Origin of the sequence: Mesorhizobium sp. XAP4 (genome assembly GCF_029269325.1) — a bacterium.
In the GTDB taxonomy this organism is placed as follows: Bacteria; Pseudomonadota; Alphaproteobacteria; order Rhizobiales; family Rhizobiaceae; genus Mesorhizobium; species Mesorhizobium ciceri.
Map to the genome: position 1 here is coordinate 478,697 of NZ_JARIXW010000001.1, position 17,010 is coordinate 495,706.

Below are 17,010 nucleotides of genomic sequence, written 5' to 3' on the forward strand. Positions count from 1 at the left end.
GCTTTCATGCGTCGCGCTTGAACGGATCCATGCAACGCGCTTTAAGTCTCTTGTCTTGATGCATGTCGCTGTCCCAAACCCGGGTTCGCTTTTGGCCGACATGCAATAACCTGTCGGCAAAGTATTCCAACGCAGCCGGATCGCCCATGAACGCAATCCTCCACGAGATCTGTGAAAGGAGGCTCCATGCCTGACTTGGGCGCTGTCGAGATACTGTTCGCCGCCCTTGTGGTGCTTGCGGCAGCTGTCGTGTCCTGGCGGCTGTGGCGGAAGCGCAGCCGCCGCAAGGGACGGCGGCAGACCAATCCGGCTGCCGACTATGCCGTCCGCACCGACTGGAGCGGCCGCGGGGGCATGCTCAATTACTCGTCCTTCGTCTATTTCGATGTCGATCGCGACGGCAAATACGGCGCCGGAGACCGGCCGATGGCCGGGATCATGGTGCGGCTGTATGATAAAGCCGGCAAGCTCGCCGCGTCCGCGCGCACCAACAATGCCGGCTTTGCCAATTTCCCCATGTCGGTGAAAAGCAGAAAGGCCGTGATCCGCAAGCCGGGCAACTGGCGCTTTGTGGTTTCGGTGCCGCCCGGCTGGCAGGCGAAAAGCGAAAACGACATTCAGTCCCGACACTTCCTGCCGCTGCCGGGTTCGCCGGCCGGGATGGTATCACAGGAGATGCTGCTGCCGGTCGGTCTGGCGCCGCCGCGCCGCGTCAGCGGGCGCGTTGCCGGCGATGGACCCGCGACCCTCTCCGTGTCGGGGGACGGGCACGTCCTGGAGACGCGGACACTGGCGCCGGGTGCCGTCTTCAGCTTCGACCTGGCTGAAGAAGCCGACACGGTCAGCATCAGTGGCGAAGGCTTGGAGCGGCGGCTGACGCTGTCGCCCTACTCGGCGGATCTCGGCCTGCTGTCCGCGCAACGCGCCGGCATTGCCACTGATGCCGTTCTCGAAACGATCGGTTTCGACGATGTGACGTCGCGCACCTTCAGGAAAATTCCGGCCGGTCATGCCGGATTGGCGTGGCGCAACCTGAATGCGATGGCGCGCGACTACACCAAGGACAGCCAGGGCTATGTCAATGGCAACGTCTCCGGTGACCATGTGCTCTACACCAGCAGCGGGCTGCCTGCCGAATTCAGCTGCGAACGGCCGTTCGGCTTTCACTCGGTCATGCTGAGCGCCGCCTGGCTGGCGTCGGAAGGGGAGGTGGCGCTGATCGAAAGCTGGCTTGGCGAGCAGCTGATTGCAAGCGATCAGATCACGCTGTCGGCGCTGACGCCGTTGCACTATGCCCCGATGCTCAAAGCTGTAACGCGTGTTCGCCTGTCGACGAAGCACTATTGGCAAATGGTCGTGGACGATTTGGTCCTGACACGCTGAGATTTGGAAGCGTCAGGCTCAGGCGGTGCTGGAATTATTGTGGCGTCGGATTGGAGGCGCCGTTTAACGCTGTGATCGCTGAAAGACGGCCTTTTTTCAAAAATGTCGGCTTTGCATAGGTTTTCTTCATTTTCAGACTCTCCTAAAATCCCAGCCTGATGATGCCATACTGCGGCCATCTGTCAACCATGCGAGCTGAAAGCAACAAACAATAAACCCAACAATGCGCGACAAGGGGCCAGGGTCCCTATTCTTTGTTTCGGGCCATCCCAAAACCCATTGCACCTGGAGTTTGCTCTCCAGCGCCGGCGCGATCCGCCAGAGATGCGCCGGATTAAAGCGTGACGCTGCTCGGGGCGTTTGCCGTGACGGCGGAAAGCTTGCCCTTCTTGACGAAGGTCGGCTTCGCGTAAGTCTTCTTCATCGTGATCTCTCCTGAATCCTCGGCGAGCATGGCAGATGCGCGACATGTGTCAACCAAGCCGGGCGCCGACGGCGGCCCTCCTGGCGCTATCGGCTGGCGGCCAGCGCCTGGCCTCCGGCTCGCTCGACGGCACGGCCCGGCTATGGGGCATGGACACCGGCCACCAGATCGCGCTGTTCGACAGCAAGACCGGCCCGATCTATGCGGGCGTCCGCCGCGGTGCTGACTGGCGGCAATGATCGCACCATCCGCGACTGGCCGCCCGATGGCGGTGACGGCGTCGTGCTGTTTGCCGGCGCGTCGGAATGAGCAAATCTTGATCACCTTGTCCGCCGTGCTATGTAAAGCCCATGCCAGCATCCAGCCTCCCAGACAACGCGCCGCTCATCGTCATCGATCTCCAGACCGGTATGTTCGACGGCGTGCACGAACCGCCGATCCATGATGCGCCAGGCATAGTCGAGCGCACCAAAGCGGTGATCGACTGGGCGCGGGGCGGCGGGCGCAAGGTCGCATTTGTCAGGCATGATGGACCCGAAGGCGATCCGTTGGCACCGGATCAGCCGGGCTGGCCGGTTTGGCCCGCACTTGGCCAAGCTGCGGACGAGCCGACCTTTGCCAAATCCGTGCGCGATGCTTTCAGCAATCCCGCCTTCGGCGACTGGGTTGCCGGGCAGGGTGCGGGTGCTGTCGTGCTCCTGGGCGCGCAGACCGATTTTTGCGTAGCCGCGACGGTCAAGGGCGCGATCGCCAGAGGGCTCGGCGTGACCGTGGTGTCCGATGCGCACAGCACGCTGGACAATGCCAGCGAGAGTGCCGAGCAGGTCATCATCAGGCACAATGGCGAATTCGCCGAGGCCGGCGTCAATCTGGTGACCACAAAGGCGCTTGTCGGCGGCTGAGCCCGAACGTCGCCGCAGGCCGCATTATCAGGCAGGCCGGCTTGAGGACTTCGCGAGGGAAGACAGCGCCGGGCGCCTGCCGTGGTCGACGCGGACGGGGGGGCGCATTGTTGGGATGGCTCGGGCGCCCGCGTCAACCAGGGCGGCTCGTACCGCCGCATTAGCAACATTGCACATTGCGTGCCGCTCGAAACTTCCGCGAAAGCGGAATAGGCCGGAGCAAAAGGGCGGATTCGGCTGAGACTTTCGGCGCGCTTTCCCGGTCCGGGAGTCAAAAAGCCTGCTGGTTATTGGGAATGTCGTTCAAGGCGTTTGCCGGTGCTGCACCGGATCGGCGAGGAACGACACCGCAATCAGGTCGTCGCCATCGATCCGGCCGTGACGATCTTCCATGATGGCCGCGACCTTTTGAAAGGTTTTCATTTCGGCATCCGTCACCCGCGCATCGCGCATCCGGGCTTGGAGATCGGCCAGGCGAACGCCCAAAGCAGGGGATGTCACAGCTTTGCTTATCATCTTCACTCGTCCTGATTGGAAACTGACATGGGCAACCCGCCGCCATGGCTGGCGGCGGGTTTGGGACAATTCCAAGTTCAGTCGTAGACCTTGACGATCTTGCGGGTGCCCGGATCCACCAGGACGGTGCGGTTGTCGACCACTACGTAGCGGTATTTGACGTCGGGGATCTCATGAAGCTCGACCGTATCCGGCAACGCGCTACCAACATTCAGTTCCACGCCGGGAATCTTGACCGAAGCGAGGGGCTGCTTCTTCACATACTCGCGGATGACCGTGTCCTGTTCAGGCTGGATGACAACGTCCTGAGCGGCAACGGCGCCCACTCCGGCCAACAGCAACAGCGCCGCTGCGGCGCCCGTTAGGTGCATTTTCATACTGTTTCTCCTTGCGAGTCAGCATGACAAGATCGTCCAACGCTGACGGCAACTGAACTTGAGCCAACTGAAAATGTTCCTCAGATTGGGCTTCGGTCGGATGCTGTCTGCGACTTAAGTCTGGCCCGAGAGCGCATTGGTCTTACCGACGGGAACGGCTCTCTGTTCACGGCTGTTTGTCTCCCGGAATTCGGAGAAACAGATGGACAAAAGTGTTGGCCAAGCGCGCTGGTTGCTCGCACCGATTTTCGCGACAGCCGTTACCTTTCTGGTGATGGGAATAGTCCTTGGCTGACATGTCGTCGATCGGCGCAGCAACGTCCCTTCCTGCGCTGAGAGGGTTCGCAAGCCGCTTCGGCGCCTGGCGAACCCTCTATCTTCACCATACGCCGGCCTGCTCGTCGCTATCGTCCAGCAGTTGCTCATCCAGTTTGCCGCTCGGTTATCGGGCCGTGTGTATCGATCGAGCCGGCGGCGAAGACAAGACACGCTGATCCGTAGGCTGCTCGCTGAAGTAAAGCGAACTGCCGAGAATGAGGAACACGATGCCCACCGCCGTCAATCCAACCATGAGCACGGCAATCGCCGTTCCTGGGCCATAGCCTGTCTTGATGATGGTGGATCGGTGGGCCATCGCGGCGTTCTCCAGACACCCGGCGGTGCCGAGTTCTGCGACAAACGACAAGCGAGGCCCGATGTTCCCTCATTGGAAGCCTCAATCGGTCACTTTGGGCTTTTGCTTTTTCCTGTAGGACCAAGGTCTTATCTGCCGAGCGCAAAGGTCCAAGGGGCCTTGTTCAGTTCCGATAATGTCCCTTGGATGTTCCGTTACTTTAGGTAAACCTGATATATTGCCTGGGCGGAAAACTTAGCTGGCCAAGCAAAATCGCCCGCAAACCGGGCATAGAAAATGTGGCTTTGGCAAGTTCAACAACAGGCAGTCATGTCTCGGGCGACGAATAGCTCACGTCTCGTCGAATCCGTCCTCTCGGGTCTGATCGTGCGTGATTGCGGCTTCTTCCTCATCATCGGGGAGGGCGTCGTCGCTGTCCTGGTACGCGTTATCGTCGTCCTCGTCCGGCAGATCGCCGTCTTTTTCGACGCCGTAACGCATGTCGCCGTTTTCCGGCGCGGACTCTGGCAGGATCTCGCCGCCCTTGATTGCATCCCAATCCTGCTGCTCGATGGTCGGCCCATCCGCCCGCGGTGCGTCATCTTCGATATCGGCGCTTGGTTTGTTGCGAGGTGCCATGCTGGCCTCCAATCGTTGAAGAACTGGAGGCGAAACTCGGCGTGCCGGCGTTTGTTCCGGACCCGAAGTGCAAAGACCGGGCGTGCTCCTGGATTGTCGACGGCTGGCGTGTCAGCCCAGCCCCGCCAGCACCGCGGCCGCGGCCCGCACGGTTGCCAAGTTGCCGTGCAAATGGAGAACGCATTGCGGCGACTGACCCCTTACTTGCGAAGTTGCTAAAATAATGAAATGTTGTCCGCGGGAAATGAAATGAGGCAGGGACTGGTTGGAACCGGCGCGGTTTCGACGGTTTTGGAAACCATGTATTTTGGACAGTTTCTGGTAGGAATGTCAGCCACGGCCGTCATCGTCGCGGTCTGGACCTATATGACCACCGGCTCCTTCTGGGAGGCATTTGCCTGGACGATAGCGACGCTGCTTGTCCTGCAGGTCGGCTACTTCGTGCTCGTCGTGAGGCTGATCTTCAGGCGCGCACATGACATCGTGCCGAGCCAGGATCCGGTAGACGCCTTTCCGCCATTGCATCGCGACGGTGTCCAGCTTTGAGACCGGGTGACCAGGACCGGTCAGGAATGGCGTTTCCATACCAGGCCGTCCACTCGAGCGCGTTCGCCCGGGCAAACTCGGGGAACGTCGCCACCAGCGCGATCACGACCGACGGCAAGGTGTTTGGTCGCTGAGACGGCGCCTTCTGAGCATATCCCTGCTGGAGATTTCGGCCCAGCGTTATCATGGGAACAGGATGCATGCGCGACCGCTCCGCATTGTGCTCAGGCCGACAGGTTGGGAACAAGTGCTGATGCTTCGCGTTCTCTGGCAGTGTCGATGAGGTTGCCGCCTCCATCGGTACTGTTATGGCTCGCTCTGCTCCCGGCGGGGCGAGCCCTTTTCGTGCCGGAGCCTTTCAAATCGTCCAGATGAAGAGGCGGATGCGCGGCCGATTTGGCGCACTGGTGCTCAGATTGAATTTTTTCCCTCTAAATATCCGTATATATCTGTGCAAGTTTTCAAACTCTTGAACGCTGTCTGCCGAACGTTTGATCAGCAACCAATCAATATCCAGTCTGCAATCGTAATATCTCCAATTCTGAAGTTACGATGGAACCGCATGGCAGCGGTGGAGTTTTTATGGAGGGCGGAATTCAGTTATCACTAGGAGATGGCCATGAGACTTTATCTTACGAGCGCGGCGACCGCCGTCGTCCTGATGGGTGGGATTGGTGCGGCGCTGGCGGAAAACGTCGTCGTCGTCCAGCCGGAGCAGGAGACAGTCGTTCGCGAATACATCAAGAGAGAACCGCTTGCCTCGGTGAACCTTCTGGGCGTCGAGCTCAAGCTCGGCTCGTCGGTGCCGGATACGGTCGAACTGCGTGAGGTGCCCGACGTCAAATACCGCGTCGCGGTGATCAACGACCAGACGGTCCTCGTCGATCCGGAGACCCGCCAGATTGTTGAAGTGCTGCACTAGGGATTCCCGCAGTACTGGACCTTGGGAAAAACCCGCCCCGACGTCGCGTCGGGGCGGGTTTCCTTTGCCGCGACCCGCGATGGCCTATTCGGCGGCCAGTCTATCCTGCGTCTTGGTCTCGAAATCGCTGGCGTCGTGGCGTTCATGCAGTTGCATGGCAGGCTCACCGAAGGCGCGGTTGACCATGCGGCCGCGCTTGACCGCCGGGCGGGCGTCGATGGCCTTCGCCCAACGCTGCACATGCTTGTACTCGTGCACGGACAGGAACTCGCCGGAATCATTGTACATGCGGCCGAGTGCCAGCCCGCCATACCAGGGCCACACCGCCATGTCGGCGATGGAATAGTCCTTGCCGCCGAGATATTCAGTCTCGGCCAACCGGCGGTCGAGCACGTCCATCTGACGCTTCACCTCCATCGAGAAGCGATCGATGGCATATTCGAACTTTTCCGGCGCATAGGCGTAGAAGTGGCCGAAGCCGCCGCCCAGATACGGCGCCGAGCCCATCTGCCAGAACAGCCAGGACAGCACCTCGGCGCGGGCCGGCTGTTCGGTCGGAAGGAATTCGCCGAACTTTTCGGCGAGATAGACCAGGATCGAGCCGGATTCGAAGATGCGCACCGGTGTGGTGCCACTGTGGTCCATCAGGGCCGGAATCTTGGAGTTTGGATTGACCTCGACGAAGCCGCTGCCGAACTGGTCGCCATCGTTGATCCGGATCAGCCAGGCATCGTATTCGGCACCCTTGTGGCCGCGCGCCAGAAGCTCTTCCAGCATGACGGTGACCTTGACGCCGTTCGGCGTCGCCAGAGAATAGAGCTGCAACGGATGCTTGCCGACAGGCAGTTCCTTGTCATGCGTCGGCCCGGCGATCGGCCGGTTGATGCTGGCAAAGGCTCCGCCGCTCGGCTTGTTCCAGGTCCATACTTTCGGCGGTGTGTAGTCGGTCATTTCGTGGCCTCGTGTCGGGGAAGGATGGCAGGTCGCCATTAACTAGGGCTGCGGATGTGTAAGTTCAACTTGCGTTGAACTATTATCGCTGCCCGCAGTGCCAACATCGGCAATTGGGCTCTTCCTTACCCTTGCGCCTTCTCCTGCGTGGCATACCTATAGAAGATGTCGCCAAAGCCCACCCAGGACAAAAGCATGACCATCAATCCCAATCCGCGCTCGGTCGTTGCCGTGCGGGCCACTGTTCCCGAAGATGCCTTTACGGCCGGGGCGCTCGGCACGCTCAGGGAAGGCAGCGGCGTCGTCATTCGCAATGACGGGCTGGTGCTGACCATCGGTTATCTCATCACCGAAGCGGAAGAGGTCTGGCTGACCAGCCATGACGGCCGCGTCATCCCCGCGCACGCGCTGGCCTATGACCAGGAATCGGGCTTCGGCCTGGTGCAGGCGCTGGCGCCGCTCGGCCTGCCGGCGGTGGCGCTGGGCGATGCCGGCAAGGCCAGGATCGGCGACGCCGTGGTGCTGGCCGACGGCATCGGCCAGTCGGTGCAGGCCAGGATCGTCACCAAGCAGGAATTCGCCGGCTATTGGGAGTATCTGCTCGACGAGGCGATCTTCATTGCGCCGGCGCACCCGTCCTGGGGCGGTGCCGGGCTGTTCGGCGCCGATGGCTCGCTGCTCGGCATCGGTTCGCTGCGCCTGCAGATGAGCCGCAATGGCGAGGTCGCCGATATCAACATGGTGGTGCCGATCGATTTGTTGCCGCCCATACTCGACGATCTCCTGACGCGCGGCCAGGTGGCCAAGCCCCCGCGTCCATGGCTCGGCGCCCTGTCGGCCGAAAGCGATGGCAGAGTGGTGGTGATGAGCGTGACCGAAGGCGGTCCGGCGGCCAAGGCTGGCCTGCGCCAGGGCGACATCATCTCGGACATCCGCGACGGCGCGGTCGATGGACTCGCCGATTTCTATCGCAAGCTGTGGGAGAGCGGCTCGGCCGGTGCCGAGATTCCGATGCGGGTGCTGCGCGACGGCCGCGAAACCTGGCTGCGCGTCAAGTCCGCCGACCGCGGCAGTTTTCTGAAGAAGCCGCAGCTGCAATAGCGCGTCAGCCACACGATGCATCCAAGACTGCTCAAAACCTTCCTTGCGGTGGCGCGGAGCCGCAACATCACGCGCGCCGCAGAAGTGGTCCACCTCGCGCAATCGAGCGTCAGCGACCAGATCCTGGCGCTTGAGGCCGAGCTTGGCGCTCCCCTGTTCACGCGCGCGAAGTCCGGTCTCGAGCTGACGCCGGCAGGCCTAGCGCTGAAGCCGATCGCCGAGGATTTGTTGCGGCTCGACGGCGAGGCGCGCGCGGCCGTGCAGGCGGCGGCAGGTTCGACAAGCGGGCACCTGACTATCGGCGCGCTGGAGACGATCGCGTCGGCCAGGCTGGCGCCTTGGCTGCCCGGGTTCCAGGCCGGCCACCCCGACATCACCGTGCGGATGAAGGTGGCGGGCAGCGGCGCGCTGCTGCGCCAATTGGAGGATGGCGACATCGATGTCGCTTTCTGCTTCGACCGCCGTGATTTCGCGAAGGGCGCGTCGGATAAACACTTCGCCAGGCGCACGATAGCAGCCGAACCGCTGGTGCTGGTCGCGGCTCCCGGGCAGGGCAGCCTGCCAGGCGACCTTGCCGCGCTTGGCGAACTGCAGTTCGTGGCAACGGAGGCCGGATGCATCTACCGACACATGTTCGACACGGCCTTTGCCGAGGCGGGCGCTGCCGCACCTAGACTTGCCAACGAGGTCGGCAGCATCGGCGCCATTGCGCGGCTGGTGGCGGCCGGCGCGGGGCTCGCCCTCGTTCCACGCCTGGCCGTCACCGATGCGCTCGCACGCGGCGACATTGTCGAAATGCGATGGCCCGGCCAGATGCGGACGGCGCCGCTGGTGATGATCTGGCGCCGCCGGCGCGTCCAGCTGCCGGCGCTTAAGCAATTGCTCACTGCCGCGCGCGACACGCTGGTGCCGGCCCTGCAGCCCGCCAAGGCTGGTTCAGGACTTGAATCGTCGAACCGCTCCAAGGCCTTGTTTGCAAACAACTCCTGACGGAAGCAGCGGCGGTTCAGATCAGGCGGTGGCCGCCCTCGACATGCAGCGTCGTTCCCGTGGTAAAGCCATTGCCGATCAGGAAGGCGATGGCGTCGGCGATATCATCGGGTTGGCCAATCCGCCCGACCGGCAGCCGCTTGGCCATCGCGGCCAACGTCTCGTCCTTCCTGTCGCCGGCCACTTGCGCCCAGATCGTGGTGTCGACCCAGCCGGGTGACACGGCATTGACGCGGATCGGCGCCAACTCGACCGCCAGCGCCCGCACGAGGCCTTCGAGCGCTGCGTTGACAGCAGCAACGACGGAGCCGCGTGCGGCTGGGCGATAGGCGGCGATACCGGAGACGAAGGTCATGGAGCCGGATGCTGCCAGCCGCGGCGCACCGTGCTTGGCGAGCAGCAGCGGGCCATACAGCTTGCTCTCCACCACCTTTTGCGCCGCCATCAGGTCAAGCTCCGGCAGCAGCCGGTAGGCGCCTTCGATGTCGGCTGCGGTGCAGACGATGTGGTCGAGTCCGCCAATCGCTGCGAACAGCGCCGAGACCTGGTCTTCGCGCGCGATGTCGACGACGGCCGTCTCCAGCCCGGCGGGATTGCCGAGCGCCTCGCGCGCCTGCCGCAGCCGGTCTTGGCCGCGCCCGGCGATGACAACCGCCGCACCGGCCTCCACGCAATGCCGGGCCAGCGCCAGACCCATGCCGGAGCCGCCGCCGACGATCAGGATTTTCTGTTTCGAAATGCTCATTTCGCTCTGCCTTTGCTTGGATGGACAAGGGCAGGAATTGGCAGTTCGGCGCGACAGAAGGAAACGGAAGAAACCGATAGTGCCATCGGAAAGGCCGATGGAGCAGGGCGGACGAGCGCCGTCTCTGGCTCAGCGCACCAGCGGACTTTCCCAGACGACAAACAGCAGAGCTTTCAGCTGGGCAAAGCGCTCCGGCCCAAGTTCGGTGCGCCATTCCTCCTCGATGTCGCGCAGGATATCGACCATTTTCCAGGACGCGGCATGACCGCGTTCCGTGGATCGCACCACGCGCGCACCGCCATCGCCGGGAATGTCGGAGCGGACGAGGTAGCCGTACCCTTCGAGACTGCTGAGCAGCTGGTTGATGGCCTGTTTGCTCATGCCGGCACGCTCGGCGATGGTGCCGGGCCGCGCGCCGTCCGGTCCGGGAAACTGCAACACCGCCATATGCGGCAGGCGCAATTCGTCGAAACCGGCGGCGTTGAGCTCCTTGATCAGCCGCCGCTGGATCGCTTGTGCCGGCACGCGCAGCAGGGCGCCGATCAGCAGGTTCTCGGTCTTGGTCTGTAGAACTTCCGTTGAGGTAGGCATTGACGATCCGGTAAATTGAGTTTACTGATAGCGAGTAAATGTAATTTACCGGAGGGCTTTGCGCAATGTCGGTCATGAATCTTCAGGTCAATCCAGCCAATGAGACCATCGGCGACAAGGGGCTGTCGATTCGCTTCCTGGTGACGGGCGACAGTTCGAACGGCAGCATCGCCGCCTTTGAGTTGAGGGTTGCCAGCGGACTGCGCCTGCTGGCGCCGGCGCACAGCCATGATCACTACGAAGAGACGATCTACGGCATTGAGGGGGTGCTGACCTGGACCGTCGACGGCAAGCCGATCGAGGTCGGACCGGGAGAAGCGCTGTGCATCCCGCGTGGCGCAGTCCATCGCTTCGACAACAATGGCAGCGCGGATGCGAAAGCGCTGTGCGTCGTCACACCAGCGGCGATCGGTCCGGACTATTTCCGCGAGATATTCGCCATGTTCCACGCCGCCGCCGGCGGTCCGCCGGACAAGGCTGGGATGATGGATATCATGCGCCGCCACGGGCTGACGCCGGCAGCGCCGCCGCCAAGCTGAAGTCGGTCGAAGAGGCGTCGATCACGCGCCGCAAGCGCTGAAGGTGGTGCCGGGGTTCCAGTCCTTGAAGGCGATGGTCTGGCCTTCGACCGAGACGTTCCTGTGCTTGGTGCTGCCGTCCGGCTGCTTTTCGCTGCTGGTGCCTTTGCCGGTCAGCACATTGTACGCGCAGGCGCTTTCGGCATTCTCCTTCAAATAGTCATAGTGGTCATAGGCGAAGCCGGCGACGATGAAAGCATCATTGCGCCAGGCGATGGTCAGCGTCATGTCGGTCCGTTCGCTGCCGATCTCCATCGCTGGCAGGTAGAATTTGATCGAGCCGTTGGGCAGCATCGTCAGTTCCGGCTCGGTGTCGGAGTTCTCGTAGCCCGCCCGCTCGTAGCCGTTCCATTCCCCTTGGATCTGCTCGTGCACGATCTCGACGGGTTTGAGGTAATTGTGCTCCTTGTCCCTGAGGAAGAAGTGGACGTCCATCGGATGGCCGGGTTCGGTCTCCACCACCATGGCAAGATCGACGGCGCCGTCGCCATTGAAATCGCCAGTCACAGCCGTGATGATCTTCCGGGTTTCGATCGGCTCGGCGAGGGTGGCCGTGGGGAGAAACAACACGAAGGCGAGCAACAGAGATTTCATGGCGTATTCCCCCGGGAGCGAGACGGCGTGCCCGAGCACGAGCATGGCAGGTATTCCGGGACTTTCTACAGGGGGGCGGGAAGAAAAATGTTCGGGCCGAGGGGCGCGAAGGAACGCCGTCCGCGCCTGCCAAGTCTGCTGCCGGAAACTGACAGCAATTCATGCCACGATGCTGGCCAATGACGATGGGCATGATGCCGGAGGCAGGACGACAGTGAGAGCGATGACGCGAGCGGCAACAGCATCGAACGGGCAGGCCGACTGATGGCGCCGATCAAGGTCGATCCCGCCAAGGTTCACGAATTCGCGGATCCTGCCGGCTTCTACGCCTGGCTGAGCAAGCACCACGCCACGGAAGCCGAAGTCTGGATCAAGATGCACAAGGTGGGGTCCGGATTGAAATCGATCACCCCCAAGCAAGCCATCGACGTGGTGCTGTGCTTCGGCTGGATCGATGCGGTGCGCAAAGGGTTGGACGACAAGAGCTTCCTGCAGCGCTACACGCCGCGCGGCAGGAAGAGCATCTGGAGTCTGATCAACATCGACAATGTGGCGCGGCTGGTCGAGGAGGGCCGCATGACCGAGCATGGGCTCAAACAGGTCGAAGCGGCGAAGGCGGACGGGCGCTGGGCGCGCGCCTATGGCAGCGGCAAGGAGATGAAAATTCCCGATGATTTGCAAGCAGCCATAGACGCCGAACCCGCTGCGAAGGCGATGCTTGAAAAACTCAACGCGCAAAACCGCTTCGCGCTCGCCTTCCGCATTCACAACATGAAGACCGAGGCTGGGCGCAAGAGGAAGATCGAGACGTTTGTGGCAATGCTGAAGCGTGGTGAGACGATCCATCCGCAAGGCAGGAAGTGAGGTTGGCGCGAATTCGTCTTCGGCGCCGCAAGCCTGTCCTCACGGGATCCCTCGTTGCGCGAAGCGCTTCAGGATTTGAATCGCGAAATTGTTCCAACTGCTTGTTTTCGCGCAATTCGGGGTCGGTGTGGCGCGGCCGCTTCAGCAACGACATCGCTGGTGGACGGAGGAGGGCACGGCGGCTACCCTTCGAAAGCCGCGACGATCGAGCGGCGGACCGGTCGCTGGGAGTCGTTGCCGTTGAGAAGAGTTGCTTCGTGGACGATGGCGCTGGGTCTCATTGTCATCGTCGCGTGTGTGGGAGCCGGGGTCACGCTTGCCCAGACTTCGCCCGATCAGCCTTCTCCCGACCTGGCTTCCCCCTCGGCCTCGCCGGCAAAAGAGATCTCGGTCGGGATAAAACAGGCGCCGCCTTTTGCGTTCAAGCTGCAGGACGGCAGCTGGTCGGGATTGAGCATCGACCTCTGGCAGAAAATAGCCGGGCGGCTCAACCTGCGCTTCCACTATGTCGAAGTGCCTGCCGTGCAGGACCAGATCGATGGCGTGGTCAGCGGCAGATTCGATGCGGCGATGGCCGCGATCACGGTCACGGCCGACCGCGAAAAGGCCGTCGACTTCACGCAGCCCTTCTTCACGACCGGGCTCGGCATCGCGACGCCGCTCAACAACCAGCCGTCATGGCGGCCGGTGCTGCATGCCCTGACGTCGTTCGGCTTCCTGCAGGCGGTGCTGGCGCTGGTCATCATATCGGTGGTGGTCGGCGTCCTGATCTGGATGTTCGAACGCCGGCACAATGACGATTTCGGCGGCGGCGTCGCCAAGGGACTGTTTTCCAGCATGTGGTCGTCGACCATCGCCGCGACGCAGGCCAGCACCGGTGATTTCGGCCCGCGAACCGTGCCGGGGCGCGTGCTGGCCGCGCTCTGGATGATGGGATCGATCATCGCGATCGCGGTGTTCACCGCGGGTGTCACATCGGTGCTGACGGTGACGCAGATGGAAGGCATGGTGCAGGGCGAAAGCGATCTCGCCGCGGTCAGGGTCGGCGCGGTGCAGAGCTCGTCGACGGCGTCCTATCTGGATTCGACCCAGATCCGTCATCAGGACTTTGCCTCGATCCAGCAAGGCCTCAACGCGCTTCGCGCCGGCAAGATCGACGCGCTGGTGCACGACAAGCCGCTGCTTGGCTGGCTGGTCGGGCAGAATTACGCGACAAGCCTGCAGGTTCTCGATGCGACGTTCGACCAGCAGCAATATGCCATTGCGCTGCCGCTCGGCAGCCCGTTGCGCAAGTCTCTCGATGTCGCCCTCCTGCAGACCATCGAAAGCGATTGGTGGAAGCAGGCCGTCTTCCAGTATCTGGGCGAGAAGTAGCCGGCAGGAACTTCCGCAGTGCGGTGCGCTGGAAGAACCGCCCTCGCTATCCGAGAGTGGCGGCCTATCTTTCAGGGATTGGTGTTGCTGTCACTGGTCCAGGTCGACCGGTGTCACGCCAAGAAGTTTCAGGGCGTTGGCATAGGTCCGGATGCCTTGGGCCTGCTTGCGCTCGGCACAGAACTGGTTCGCCTTGTCCTGGAGTGCCGTTGCCTCGGCGATCTGGCTCGCACTGGCACCGGGTTTGGCTTTGGTCTGGATGGCTCCGTCGAGTTGAAGACCGAGCCGGTTGCAATATTCGCTCCGGGTGACCGCTGCTTCCGCCCCCGATTGTGCGACGGCCAGCATGGCGAGCGAAATGCCTGTCAGGGCACCCATCCATCCGGTCGAACGTCGTTGCATGTTTCGGGACCATTTCTTCGCGTTGTGCCGCAGGCCGCGTGACCGCCGCGAGGGTGGTTATGACAGGCGATGTTTTCGCGATTTTTTCCCGGATGTTGAATCTTGTTTCTGGAGTGTGTCTGGCGGTGAAGCTGCCAATCTCCCCCACGAGGGGGGAGATCGGCGGAGTGCGGCGCTTGCGCCTCTTCCTTTGCGGCTATCCTTCGCGTAAGGCGCCGGGCAAATCGTTTCACGCAAGCAAAATTCCCCGGACACCGCATGATCAGACTTGAAAGCATCAGCAAGCAGAACGGCCGTCAGCTTGTCTTCGTCGAAGCGTCGGCGTCCCTGCAGAAGGGCGAGAAGGTCGGCCTCGTCGGGCCGAACGGCGCCGGCAAGACGACGCTGTTTCGCATGATCACCGGCCAGGAGCAGCCAGACGAAGGCCAGGTGCAGGTCGATCGCGGCGTCACCATTGGCTATTTCAGCCAGGATGTCGGCGACATGGAAGGCCACAGCGCTGTCGCCGAAGTGATGAACGGCGCCGGGCCGGTCAGCGAAGTCGCGGCCGAGATGGCAGCGCTCGAGGCGGCCATGGCCGATCCCGAGCAGGCCGACCAGATGGACGAGATCATCGAAAAATACGGCGAGGCGCAGCACCGCTTCGAGGAACTCGACGGTTATGCGCTGGATGGCCGCGCCCGCGAAGTGCTGGACGGTCTCGGCTTTTCGCAGGAGATGATGGACGGCGATGTCGGAAAGCTGTCCGGCGGCTGGAAGATGCGCGTGGCGCTGGCCCGCATCCTGTTGATGCGGCCCGACGCCATGCTGCTCGACGAGCCGTCGAACCATCTCGACCTGGAGAGCCTGATCTGGCTGGAATCCTTCCTGAAGAACTATGACGGCGCGCTGTTGATGAGCTCGCACGACCGCGAGTTCATGAATCGCATCGTCAACAAGGTGGTCGAGATCGACGCCGGTTCGCTGACCGCCTATTCCGGAAACTACGAATTCTACCAGCAGCAGCGGGCGATCGCCGACAAGCAGCAGCAGGCTCAGTTCGAGCGCCAGCAGGCGATGCTGGCCAAGGAGATCGCCTTCATCGAGCGCTTCAAGGCGCGCGCCTCGCATGCCGCGCAGGTGCAGAGCCGGGTGAAGAAGCTGGACAAGATCGACCGCGTCGAGCCGCCGAAGCGCCGCCAGACCGTGTCCTTCGATTTCCTGCCGGCGCCGCGCTGCGGTGAGGATGTCGTGACGCTGAAGAACGTCCACAAGGGCTATGGCAGCCGCAGCATCTATGAGGGGCTCGATTTCCAGGTCCGCCGCCGCGAGCGCTGGTGCATCATGGGCGTCAACGGCGCCGGCAAGTCGACGCTTCTGAAGCTGGTCGCCGGCGCTTCCGAGCCCGATACCGGCACGGTCGCGCGGGGCCCAAGTGTCAAGATGGGATATTTCGCCCAGCACGCCATGGAGGTGCTGGAAGGCGAGCGCACTGTGTTCCAGACACTGGAAGACGCGTTCCCCCAGGCCGGCCAGGCGCCGCTCAGGGCACTCGCAGGCTGCTTCGGCTTTTCCGGCGACGAGATCGAGAAGAAATGCCGTGTGCTGTCAGGCGGCGAGAAGGCGCGGCTGGTGATGGCGCTGATGCTGTTCGACCCGCCCAACCTTTTGGTGCTGGACGAGCCGACCAACCATCTCGACATCGCCACCAAGGAGATGCTGATCACGGCGCTGTCGCAGTACGAGGGCACCATGCTGTTCGTCTCGCACGACCGGCATTTTCTGGCGGCGCTTTCCAACCGCGTGCTGGAACTGACGCCCGAAGGCATCCACACCTATGGCGGCGGCTATACGGAATATGTCGAGCGCACCGGGCAGGAAGCGCCGGGCCTGAGGAGCTAGCCCTTACCGCAGCGAGATGCTCATGCCACTGAGGTCGGCGTTGACCTGCAGGCCGACCTGCCTGCCTGTCAATTCGAGCTGGGCGCCCTTGTCATTGGTCATGACGATCACCTGAGCCCCTTTGCCAAGCGCGCCGCCACCGCCCGCCGCACCATAGACCCCGGTCACATCCCGCGCACGTTTGATGTGGCGCACGGTACCTCGGAAATAGGTCTTGGAAACGCCGAAGGCGAGACCGCCCGAGACGCCGCCGACCGAGATGGGATAGCGGCGGCCATGGAAGGTCAGCGTTCCTTCGCCTCCGGAGCCACCGACGAAGAAGGCCGCCTTGTAGACGGCGAAGCGGATGGTGCCGCTGTCGGCATGCGCGGCGCTGGCAAAGCCGATGCTTGCGGTGGCGATGGCGGCAACCGCGATGGAACGAAATCCGGATGAAATCTTCATGGTGAGAACTCCTCAATGTCGCCGCTTTGCCGGCCGGGATGTCAGCGTGGGATCAAAGTTACAACTGAACAGTCTCGCCCGTGGTTTGGTTCCAGGCCCCGTGATTTGGTTCCAGGCATCGTTCGAATCCGGCTGCGGGAAGGCCGGGGAGAGGGCGGCGGGTTGCGGAGGGT

At 62.5% G+C, this 17,010-nt stretch carries 24 protein-coding genes; 11 read left to right on the forward strand and 13 right to left on the reverse strand.

Annotation, left to right across the window (positions count from 1 at the left end):
* Positions 1-4: 4 nt before the first annotated feature.
* Positions 5-148, reverse strand: a complete 144-nt coding sequence (locus P3C39_RS02460) for a hypothetical protein (protein ID WP_127224232.1) — start codon at positions 146-148, stop codon at positions 5-7.
* Between the two features lie 38 nt (positions 149-186).
* Here P3C39_RS02460 and P3C39_RS02465 point away from each other — a divergent pair, with 38 nt between their 5' ends.
* Positions 187-1,383 carry a hypothetical protein gene (locus P3C39_RS02465; RefSeq protein WP_275952584.1) on the forward strand — a complete coding sequence of 399 codons (1,197 nt, stop codon included), beginning with the start codon at positions 187-189 and terminating at the stop codon, positions 1,381-1,383.
* A gap of 34 nt (positions 1,384-1,417) precedes the next feature.
* Here the strand turns inward: P3C39_RS02465 and P3C39_RS02470 are convergent, their stop codons facing one another.
* Positions 1,418-1,513 (reverse strand): putative RiPP precursor, encoded by a 96-nt coding sequence (locus P3C39_RS02470; RefSeq protein ID WP_127255804.1) that lies wholly within the window; start codon positions 1,511-1,513, stop codon positions 1,418-1,420.
* 204 nt (positions 1,514-1,717) lie between these two features.
* On the reverse strand, positions 1,718-1,807 hold the full coding sequence (locus tag P3C39_RS02475; protein WP_081714185.1) for a hypothetical protein: 90 nt from the start codon (positions 1,805-1,807) through the stop codon (positions 1,718-1,720).
* Positions 1,808-1,842: 35 nt separating this feature from the next.
* Here P3C39_RS02475 and P3C39_RS02480 point away from each other — a divergent pair, with 35 nt between their 5' ends.
* Together P3C39_RS02480 and P3C39_RS02485 are read left to right on the forward strand one after the other, a co-directional pair.
* The gene (locus tag P3C39_RS02480) at positions 1,843-2,046 is read left to right on the forward strand and encodes a hypothetical protein (protein WP_024501727.1); all 204 of its coding nucleotides are present in this window, start codon (positions 1,843-1,845) and stop codon (positions 2,044-2,046) included.
* 111 nt (positions 2,047-2,157) lie between these two features.
* The gene (locus P3C39_RS02485; protein ID WP_275952585.1) at positions 2,158-2,709 is read left to right on the forward strand and encodes an isochorismatase family protein; all 552 of its coding nucleotides are present in this window, start codon (positions 2,158-2,160) and stop codon (positions 2,707-2,709) included.
* Positions 2,710-3,012: 303 nt separating this feature from the next.
* Here P3C39_RS02485 and P3C39_RS02490 read toward each other — a convergent pair whose 3' ends face one another.
* The 4 genes from P3C39_RS02490 to P3C39_RS02505 all read right to left on the reverse strand — a co-directional run bounded on the left by P3C39_RS02490 (position 3,013) and on the right by P3C39_RS02505 (position 4,854).
* Positions 3,013-3,225 (reverse strand): hypothetical protein, encoded by a 213-nt coding sequence (locus tag P3C39_RS02490; protein WP_013530624.1) that lies wholly within the window; start codon positions 3,223-3,225, stop codon positions 3,013-3,015.
* A 77-nt stretch (positions 3,226-3,302) separates the two neighbouring features.
* Positions 3,303-3,602 carry a DUF1236 domain-containing protein gene (locus tag P3C39_RS02495; RefSeq protein ID WP_013530625.1) on the reverse strand — a complete coding sequence of 100 codons (300 nt, stop codon included), beginning with the start codon at positions 3,600-3,602 and terminating at the stop codon, positions 3,303-3,305.
* A 442-nt stretch (positions 3,603-4,044) separates the two neighbouring features.
* Positions 4,045-4,287 (reverse strand): hypothetical protein, encoded by a 243-nt coding sequence (locus tag P3C39_RS02500; RefSeq protein ID WP_224674557.1) that lies wholly within the window; start codon positions 4,285-4,287, stop codon positions 4,045-4,047.
* Positions 4,288-4,566: 279 nt separating this feature from the next.
* Positions 4,567-4,854, reverse strand: a complete 288-nt coding sequence (locus P3C39_RS02505) for a hypothetical protein (protein ID WP_275952586.1) — start codon at positions 4,852-4,854, stop codon at positions 4,567-4,569.
* Positions 4,855-5,181: 327 nt separating this feature from the next.
* Here P3C39_RS02505 and P3C39_RS02510 point away from each other — a divergent pair, with 327 nt between their 5' ends.
* On the forward strand, positions 5,182-5,400 hold the full coding sequence (locus tag P3C39_RS02510) for an exopolysaccharide production repressor protein (protein ID WP_224674556.1): 219 nt from the start codon (positions 5,182-5,184) through the stop codon (positions 5,398-5,400).
* Between the two features lie 619 nt (positions 5,401-6,019).
* Positions 6,020-6,322, forward strand: coding sequence for a DUF1236 domain-containing protein (locus tag P3C39_RS02515; RefSeq protein WP_013530629.1), 303 nt, complete (start codon positions 6,020-6,022; stop codon positions 6,320-6,322).
* Between the two features lie 84 nt (positions 6,323-6,406).
* Here P3C39_RS02515 and yghU read toward each other — a convergent pair whose 3' ends face one another.
* The gene (yghU, locus tag P3C39_RS02520) at positions 6,407-7,273 is read right to left on the reverse strand and encodes a glutathione-dependent disulfide-bond oxidoreductase (protein ID WP_013530630.1); all 867 of its coding nucleotides are present in this window, start codon (positions 7,271-7,273) and stop codon (positions 6,407-6,409) included.
* A gap of 195 nt (positions 7,274-7,468) precedes the next feature.
* On the opposite strand from yghU, the gene P3C39_RS02525 reads away from it, so the two are divergent.
* Complete coding sequence (locus P3C39_RS02525; protein ID WP_013530631.1) at positions 7,469-8,374, forward strand: S1C family serine protease; 906 nt, start codon at positions 7,469-7,471, stop codon at positions 8,372-8,374.
* Between the two features lie 15 nt (positions 8,375-8,389).
* Complete coding sequence (locus P3C39_RS02530; RefSeq protein WP_275952587.1) at positions 8,390-9,364, forward strand: LysR family transcriptional regulator; 975 nt, start codon at positions 8,390-8,392, stop codon at positions 9,362-9,364.
* A gap of 16 nt (positions 9,365-9,380) precedes the next feature.
* Here the strand turns inward: P3C39_RS02530 and P3C39_RS02535 are convergent, their stop codons facing one another.
* Together P3C39_RS02535 and P3C39_RS02540 are read right to left on the reverse strand one after the other, a co-directional pair.
* Positions 9,381-10,109, reverse strand: a complete 729-nt coding sequence (locus P3C39_RS02535; RefSeq protein WP_275952588.1) for an SDR family oxidoreductase — start codon at positions 10,107-10,109, stop codon at positions 9,381-9,383.
* Positions 10,110-10,238: 129 nt separating this feature from the next.
* On the reverse strand, positions 10,239-10,700 hold the full coding sequence (locus tag P3C39_RS02540; protein ID WP_275952589.1) for a MarR family winged helix-turn-helix transcriptional regulator: 462 nt from the start codon (positions 10,698-10,700) through the stop codon (positions 10,239-10,241).
* Positions 10,701-10,765: 65 nt separating this feature from the next.
* Between P3C39_RS02540 and P3C39_RS02545 the strand changes: the two genes are divergently transcribed.
* Positions 10,766-11,239 (forward strand): cupin domain-containing protein, encoded by a 474-nt coding sequence (locus tag P3C39_RS02545; RefSeq protein ID WP_027160820.1) that lies wholly within the window; start codon positions 10,766-10,768, stop codon positions 11,237-11,239.
* Between the two features lie 21 nt (positions 11,240-11,260).
* Here the strand turns inward: P3C39_RS02545 and P3C39_RS02550 are convergent, their stop codons facing one another.
* Positions 11,261-11,872: a hypothetical protein gene (locus tag P3C39_RS02550; RefSeq protein WP_275952590.1), complete on the reverse strand. Its 612-nt coding sequence runs from the start codon at positions 11,870-11,872 to the stop codon at positions 11,261-11,263.
* A 264-nt stretch (positions 11,873-12,136) separates the two neighbouring features.
* Between P3C39_RS02550 and P3C39_RS02555 the strand changes: the two genes are divergently transcribed.
* Positions 12,137-12,736, forward strand: a complete 600-nt coding sequence (locus P3C39_RS02555; RefSeq protein WP_275952591.1) for a YdeI/OmpD-associated family protein — start codon at positions 12,137-12,139, stop codon at positions 12,734-12,736.
* A gap of 240 nt (positions 12,737-12,976) precedes the next feature.
* Positions 12,977-14,110, forward strand: a complete 1,134-nt coding sequence (locus tag P3C39_RS02560; protein ID WP_275952592.1) for a transporter substrate-binding domain-containing protein — start codon at positions 12,977-12,979, stop codon at positions 14,108-14,110.
* Positions 14,111-14,200: 90 nt separating this feature from the next.
* Here the strand turns inward: P3C39_RS02560 and P3C39_RS02565 are convergent, their stop codons facing one another.
* On the reverse strand, positions 14,201-14,488 hold the full coding sequence (locus P3C39_RS02565) for a hypothetical protein (protein WP_275952593.1): 288 nt from the start codon (positions 14,486-14,488) through the stop codon (positions 14,201-14,203).
* 282 nt (positions 14,489-14,770) lie between these two features.
* Here P3C39_RS02565 and abc-f point away from each other — a divergent pair, with 282 nt between their 5' ends.
* The gene (gene abc-f / locus P3C39_RS02570) at positions 14,771-16,393 is read left to right on the forward strand and encodes a ribosomal protection-like ABC-F family protein (protein ID WP_275952594.1); all 1,623 of its coding nucleotides are present in this window, start codon (positions 14,771-14,773) and stop codon (positions 16,391-16,393) included.
* A gap of 3 nt (positions 16,394-16,396) precedes the next feature.
* Here the strand turns inward: abc-f and P3C39_RS02575 are convergent, their stop codons facing one another.
* A complete protein-coding gene (locus P3C39_RS02575) occupies positions 16,397-16,837 on the reverse strand; it encodes a hypothetical protein (protein ID WP_024501715.1) in 441 nt (146 codons plus the stop codon).
* Between the last annotated feature and the right edge of the window lie 173 nt (positions 16,838-17,010).

Coding starts and splice junctions, on each gene's coding strand:
- abc-f (WP_275952594.1), top strand. CDS start 14,771: ATGATCAGACTTGAAAGCATCAGCAAGCAGAACGGCCGTCAGCTTGTC.
- P3C39_RS02545 (WP_027160820.1), top strand. CDS start 10,766: ATGTCGGTCATGAATCTTCAGGTCAATCCAGCCAATGAGACCATCGGC.
- P3C39_RS02535 (WP_275952588.1), bottom strand. CDS start 10,109: ATGAGCATTTCGAAACAGAAAATCCTGATCGTCGGCGGCGGCTCCGGC.
- P3C39_RS02515 (WP_013530629.1), top strand. CDS start 6,020: ATGAGACTTTATCTTACGAGCGCGGCGACCGCCGTCGTCCTGATGGGT.
- P3C39_RS02460 (WP_127224232.1), bottom strand. CDS start 148: ATGGGCGATCCGGCTGCGTTGGAATACTTTGCCGACAGGTTATTGCAT.
- P3C39_RS02505 (WP_275952586.1), bottom strand. CDS start 4,854: ATGGCACCTCGCAACAAACCAAGCGCCGATATCGAAGATGACGCACCG.
- P3C39_RS02495 (WP_013530625.1), bottom strand. CDS start 3,602: ATGAAAATGCACCTAACGGGCGCCGCAGCGGCGCTGTTGCTGTTGGCC.
- P3C39_RS02530 (WP_275952587.1), top strand. CDS start 8,390: ATGCATCCAAGACTGCTCAAAACCTTCCTTGCGGTGGCGCGGAGCCGC.
- P3C39_RS02540 (WP_275952589.1), bottom strand. CDS start 10,700: ATGCCTACCTCAACGGAAGTTCTACAGACCAAGACCGAGAACCTGCTG.
- P3C39_RS02475 (WP_081714185.1), bottom strand. CDS start 1,807: ATGAAGAAGACTTACGCGAAGCCGACCTTCGTCAAGAAGGGCAAGCTT.
- P3C39_RS02550 (WP_275952590.1), bottom strand. CDS start 11,872: ATGAAATCTCTGTTGCTCGCCTTCGTGTTGTTTCTCCCCACGGCCACC.
- P3C39_RS02575 (WP_024501715.1), bottom strand. CDS start 16,837: ATGAAGATTTCATCCGGATTTCGTTCCATCGCGGTTGCCGCCATCGCC.
- P3C39_RS02510 (WP_224674556.1), top strand. CDS start 5,182: ATGTCAGCCACGGCCGTCATCGTCGCGGTCTGGACCTATATGACCACC.
- P3C39_RS02565 (WP_275952593.1), bottom strand. CDS start 14,488: ATGGGTGCCCTGACAGGCATTTCGCTCGCCATGCTGGCCGTCGCACAA.
- P3C39_RS02470 (WP_127255804.1), bottom strand. CDS start 1,513: ATGAAGAAAACCTATGCAAAGCCGACATTTTTGAAAAAAGGCCGTCTT.
- P3C39_RS02465 (WP_275952584.1), top strand. CDS start 187: ATGCCTGACTTGGGCGCTGTCGAGATACTGTTCGCCGCCCTTGTGGTG.
- P3C39_RS02485 (WP_275952585.1), top strand. CDS start 2,158: ATGCCAGCATCCAGCCTCCCAGACAACGCGCCGCTCATCGTCATCGAT.
- P3C39_RS02555 (WP_275952591.1), top strand. CDS start 12,137: ATGGCGCCGATCAAGGTCGATCCCGCCAAGGTTCACGAATTCGCGGAT.
- P3C39_RS02525 (WP_013530631.1), top strand. CDS start 7,469: ATGACCATCAATCCCAATCCGCGCTCGGTCGTTGCCGTGCGGGCCACT.
- P3C39_RS02480 (WP_024501727.1), top strand. CDS start 1,843: ATGCGCGACATGTGTCAACCAAGCCGGGCGCCGACGGCGGCCCTCCTG.
- P3C39_RS02490 (WP_013530624.1), bottom strand. CDS start 3,225: ATGATAAGCAAAGCTGTGACATCCCCTGCTTTGGGCGTTCGCCTGGCC.
- yghU (WP_013530630.1), bottom strand. CDS start 7,273: ATGACCGACTACACACCGCCGAAAGTATGGACCTGGAACAAGCCGAGC.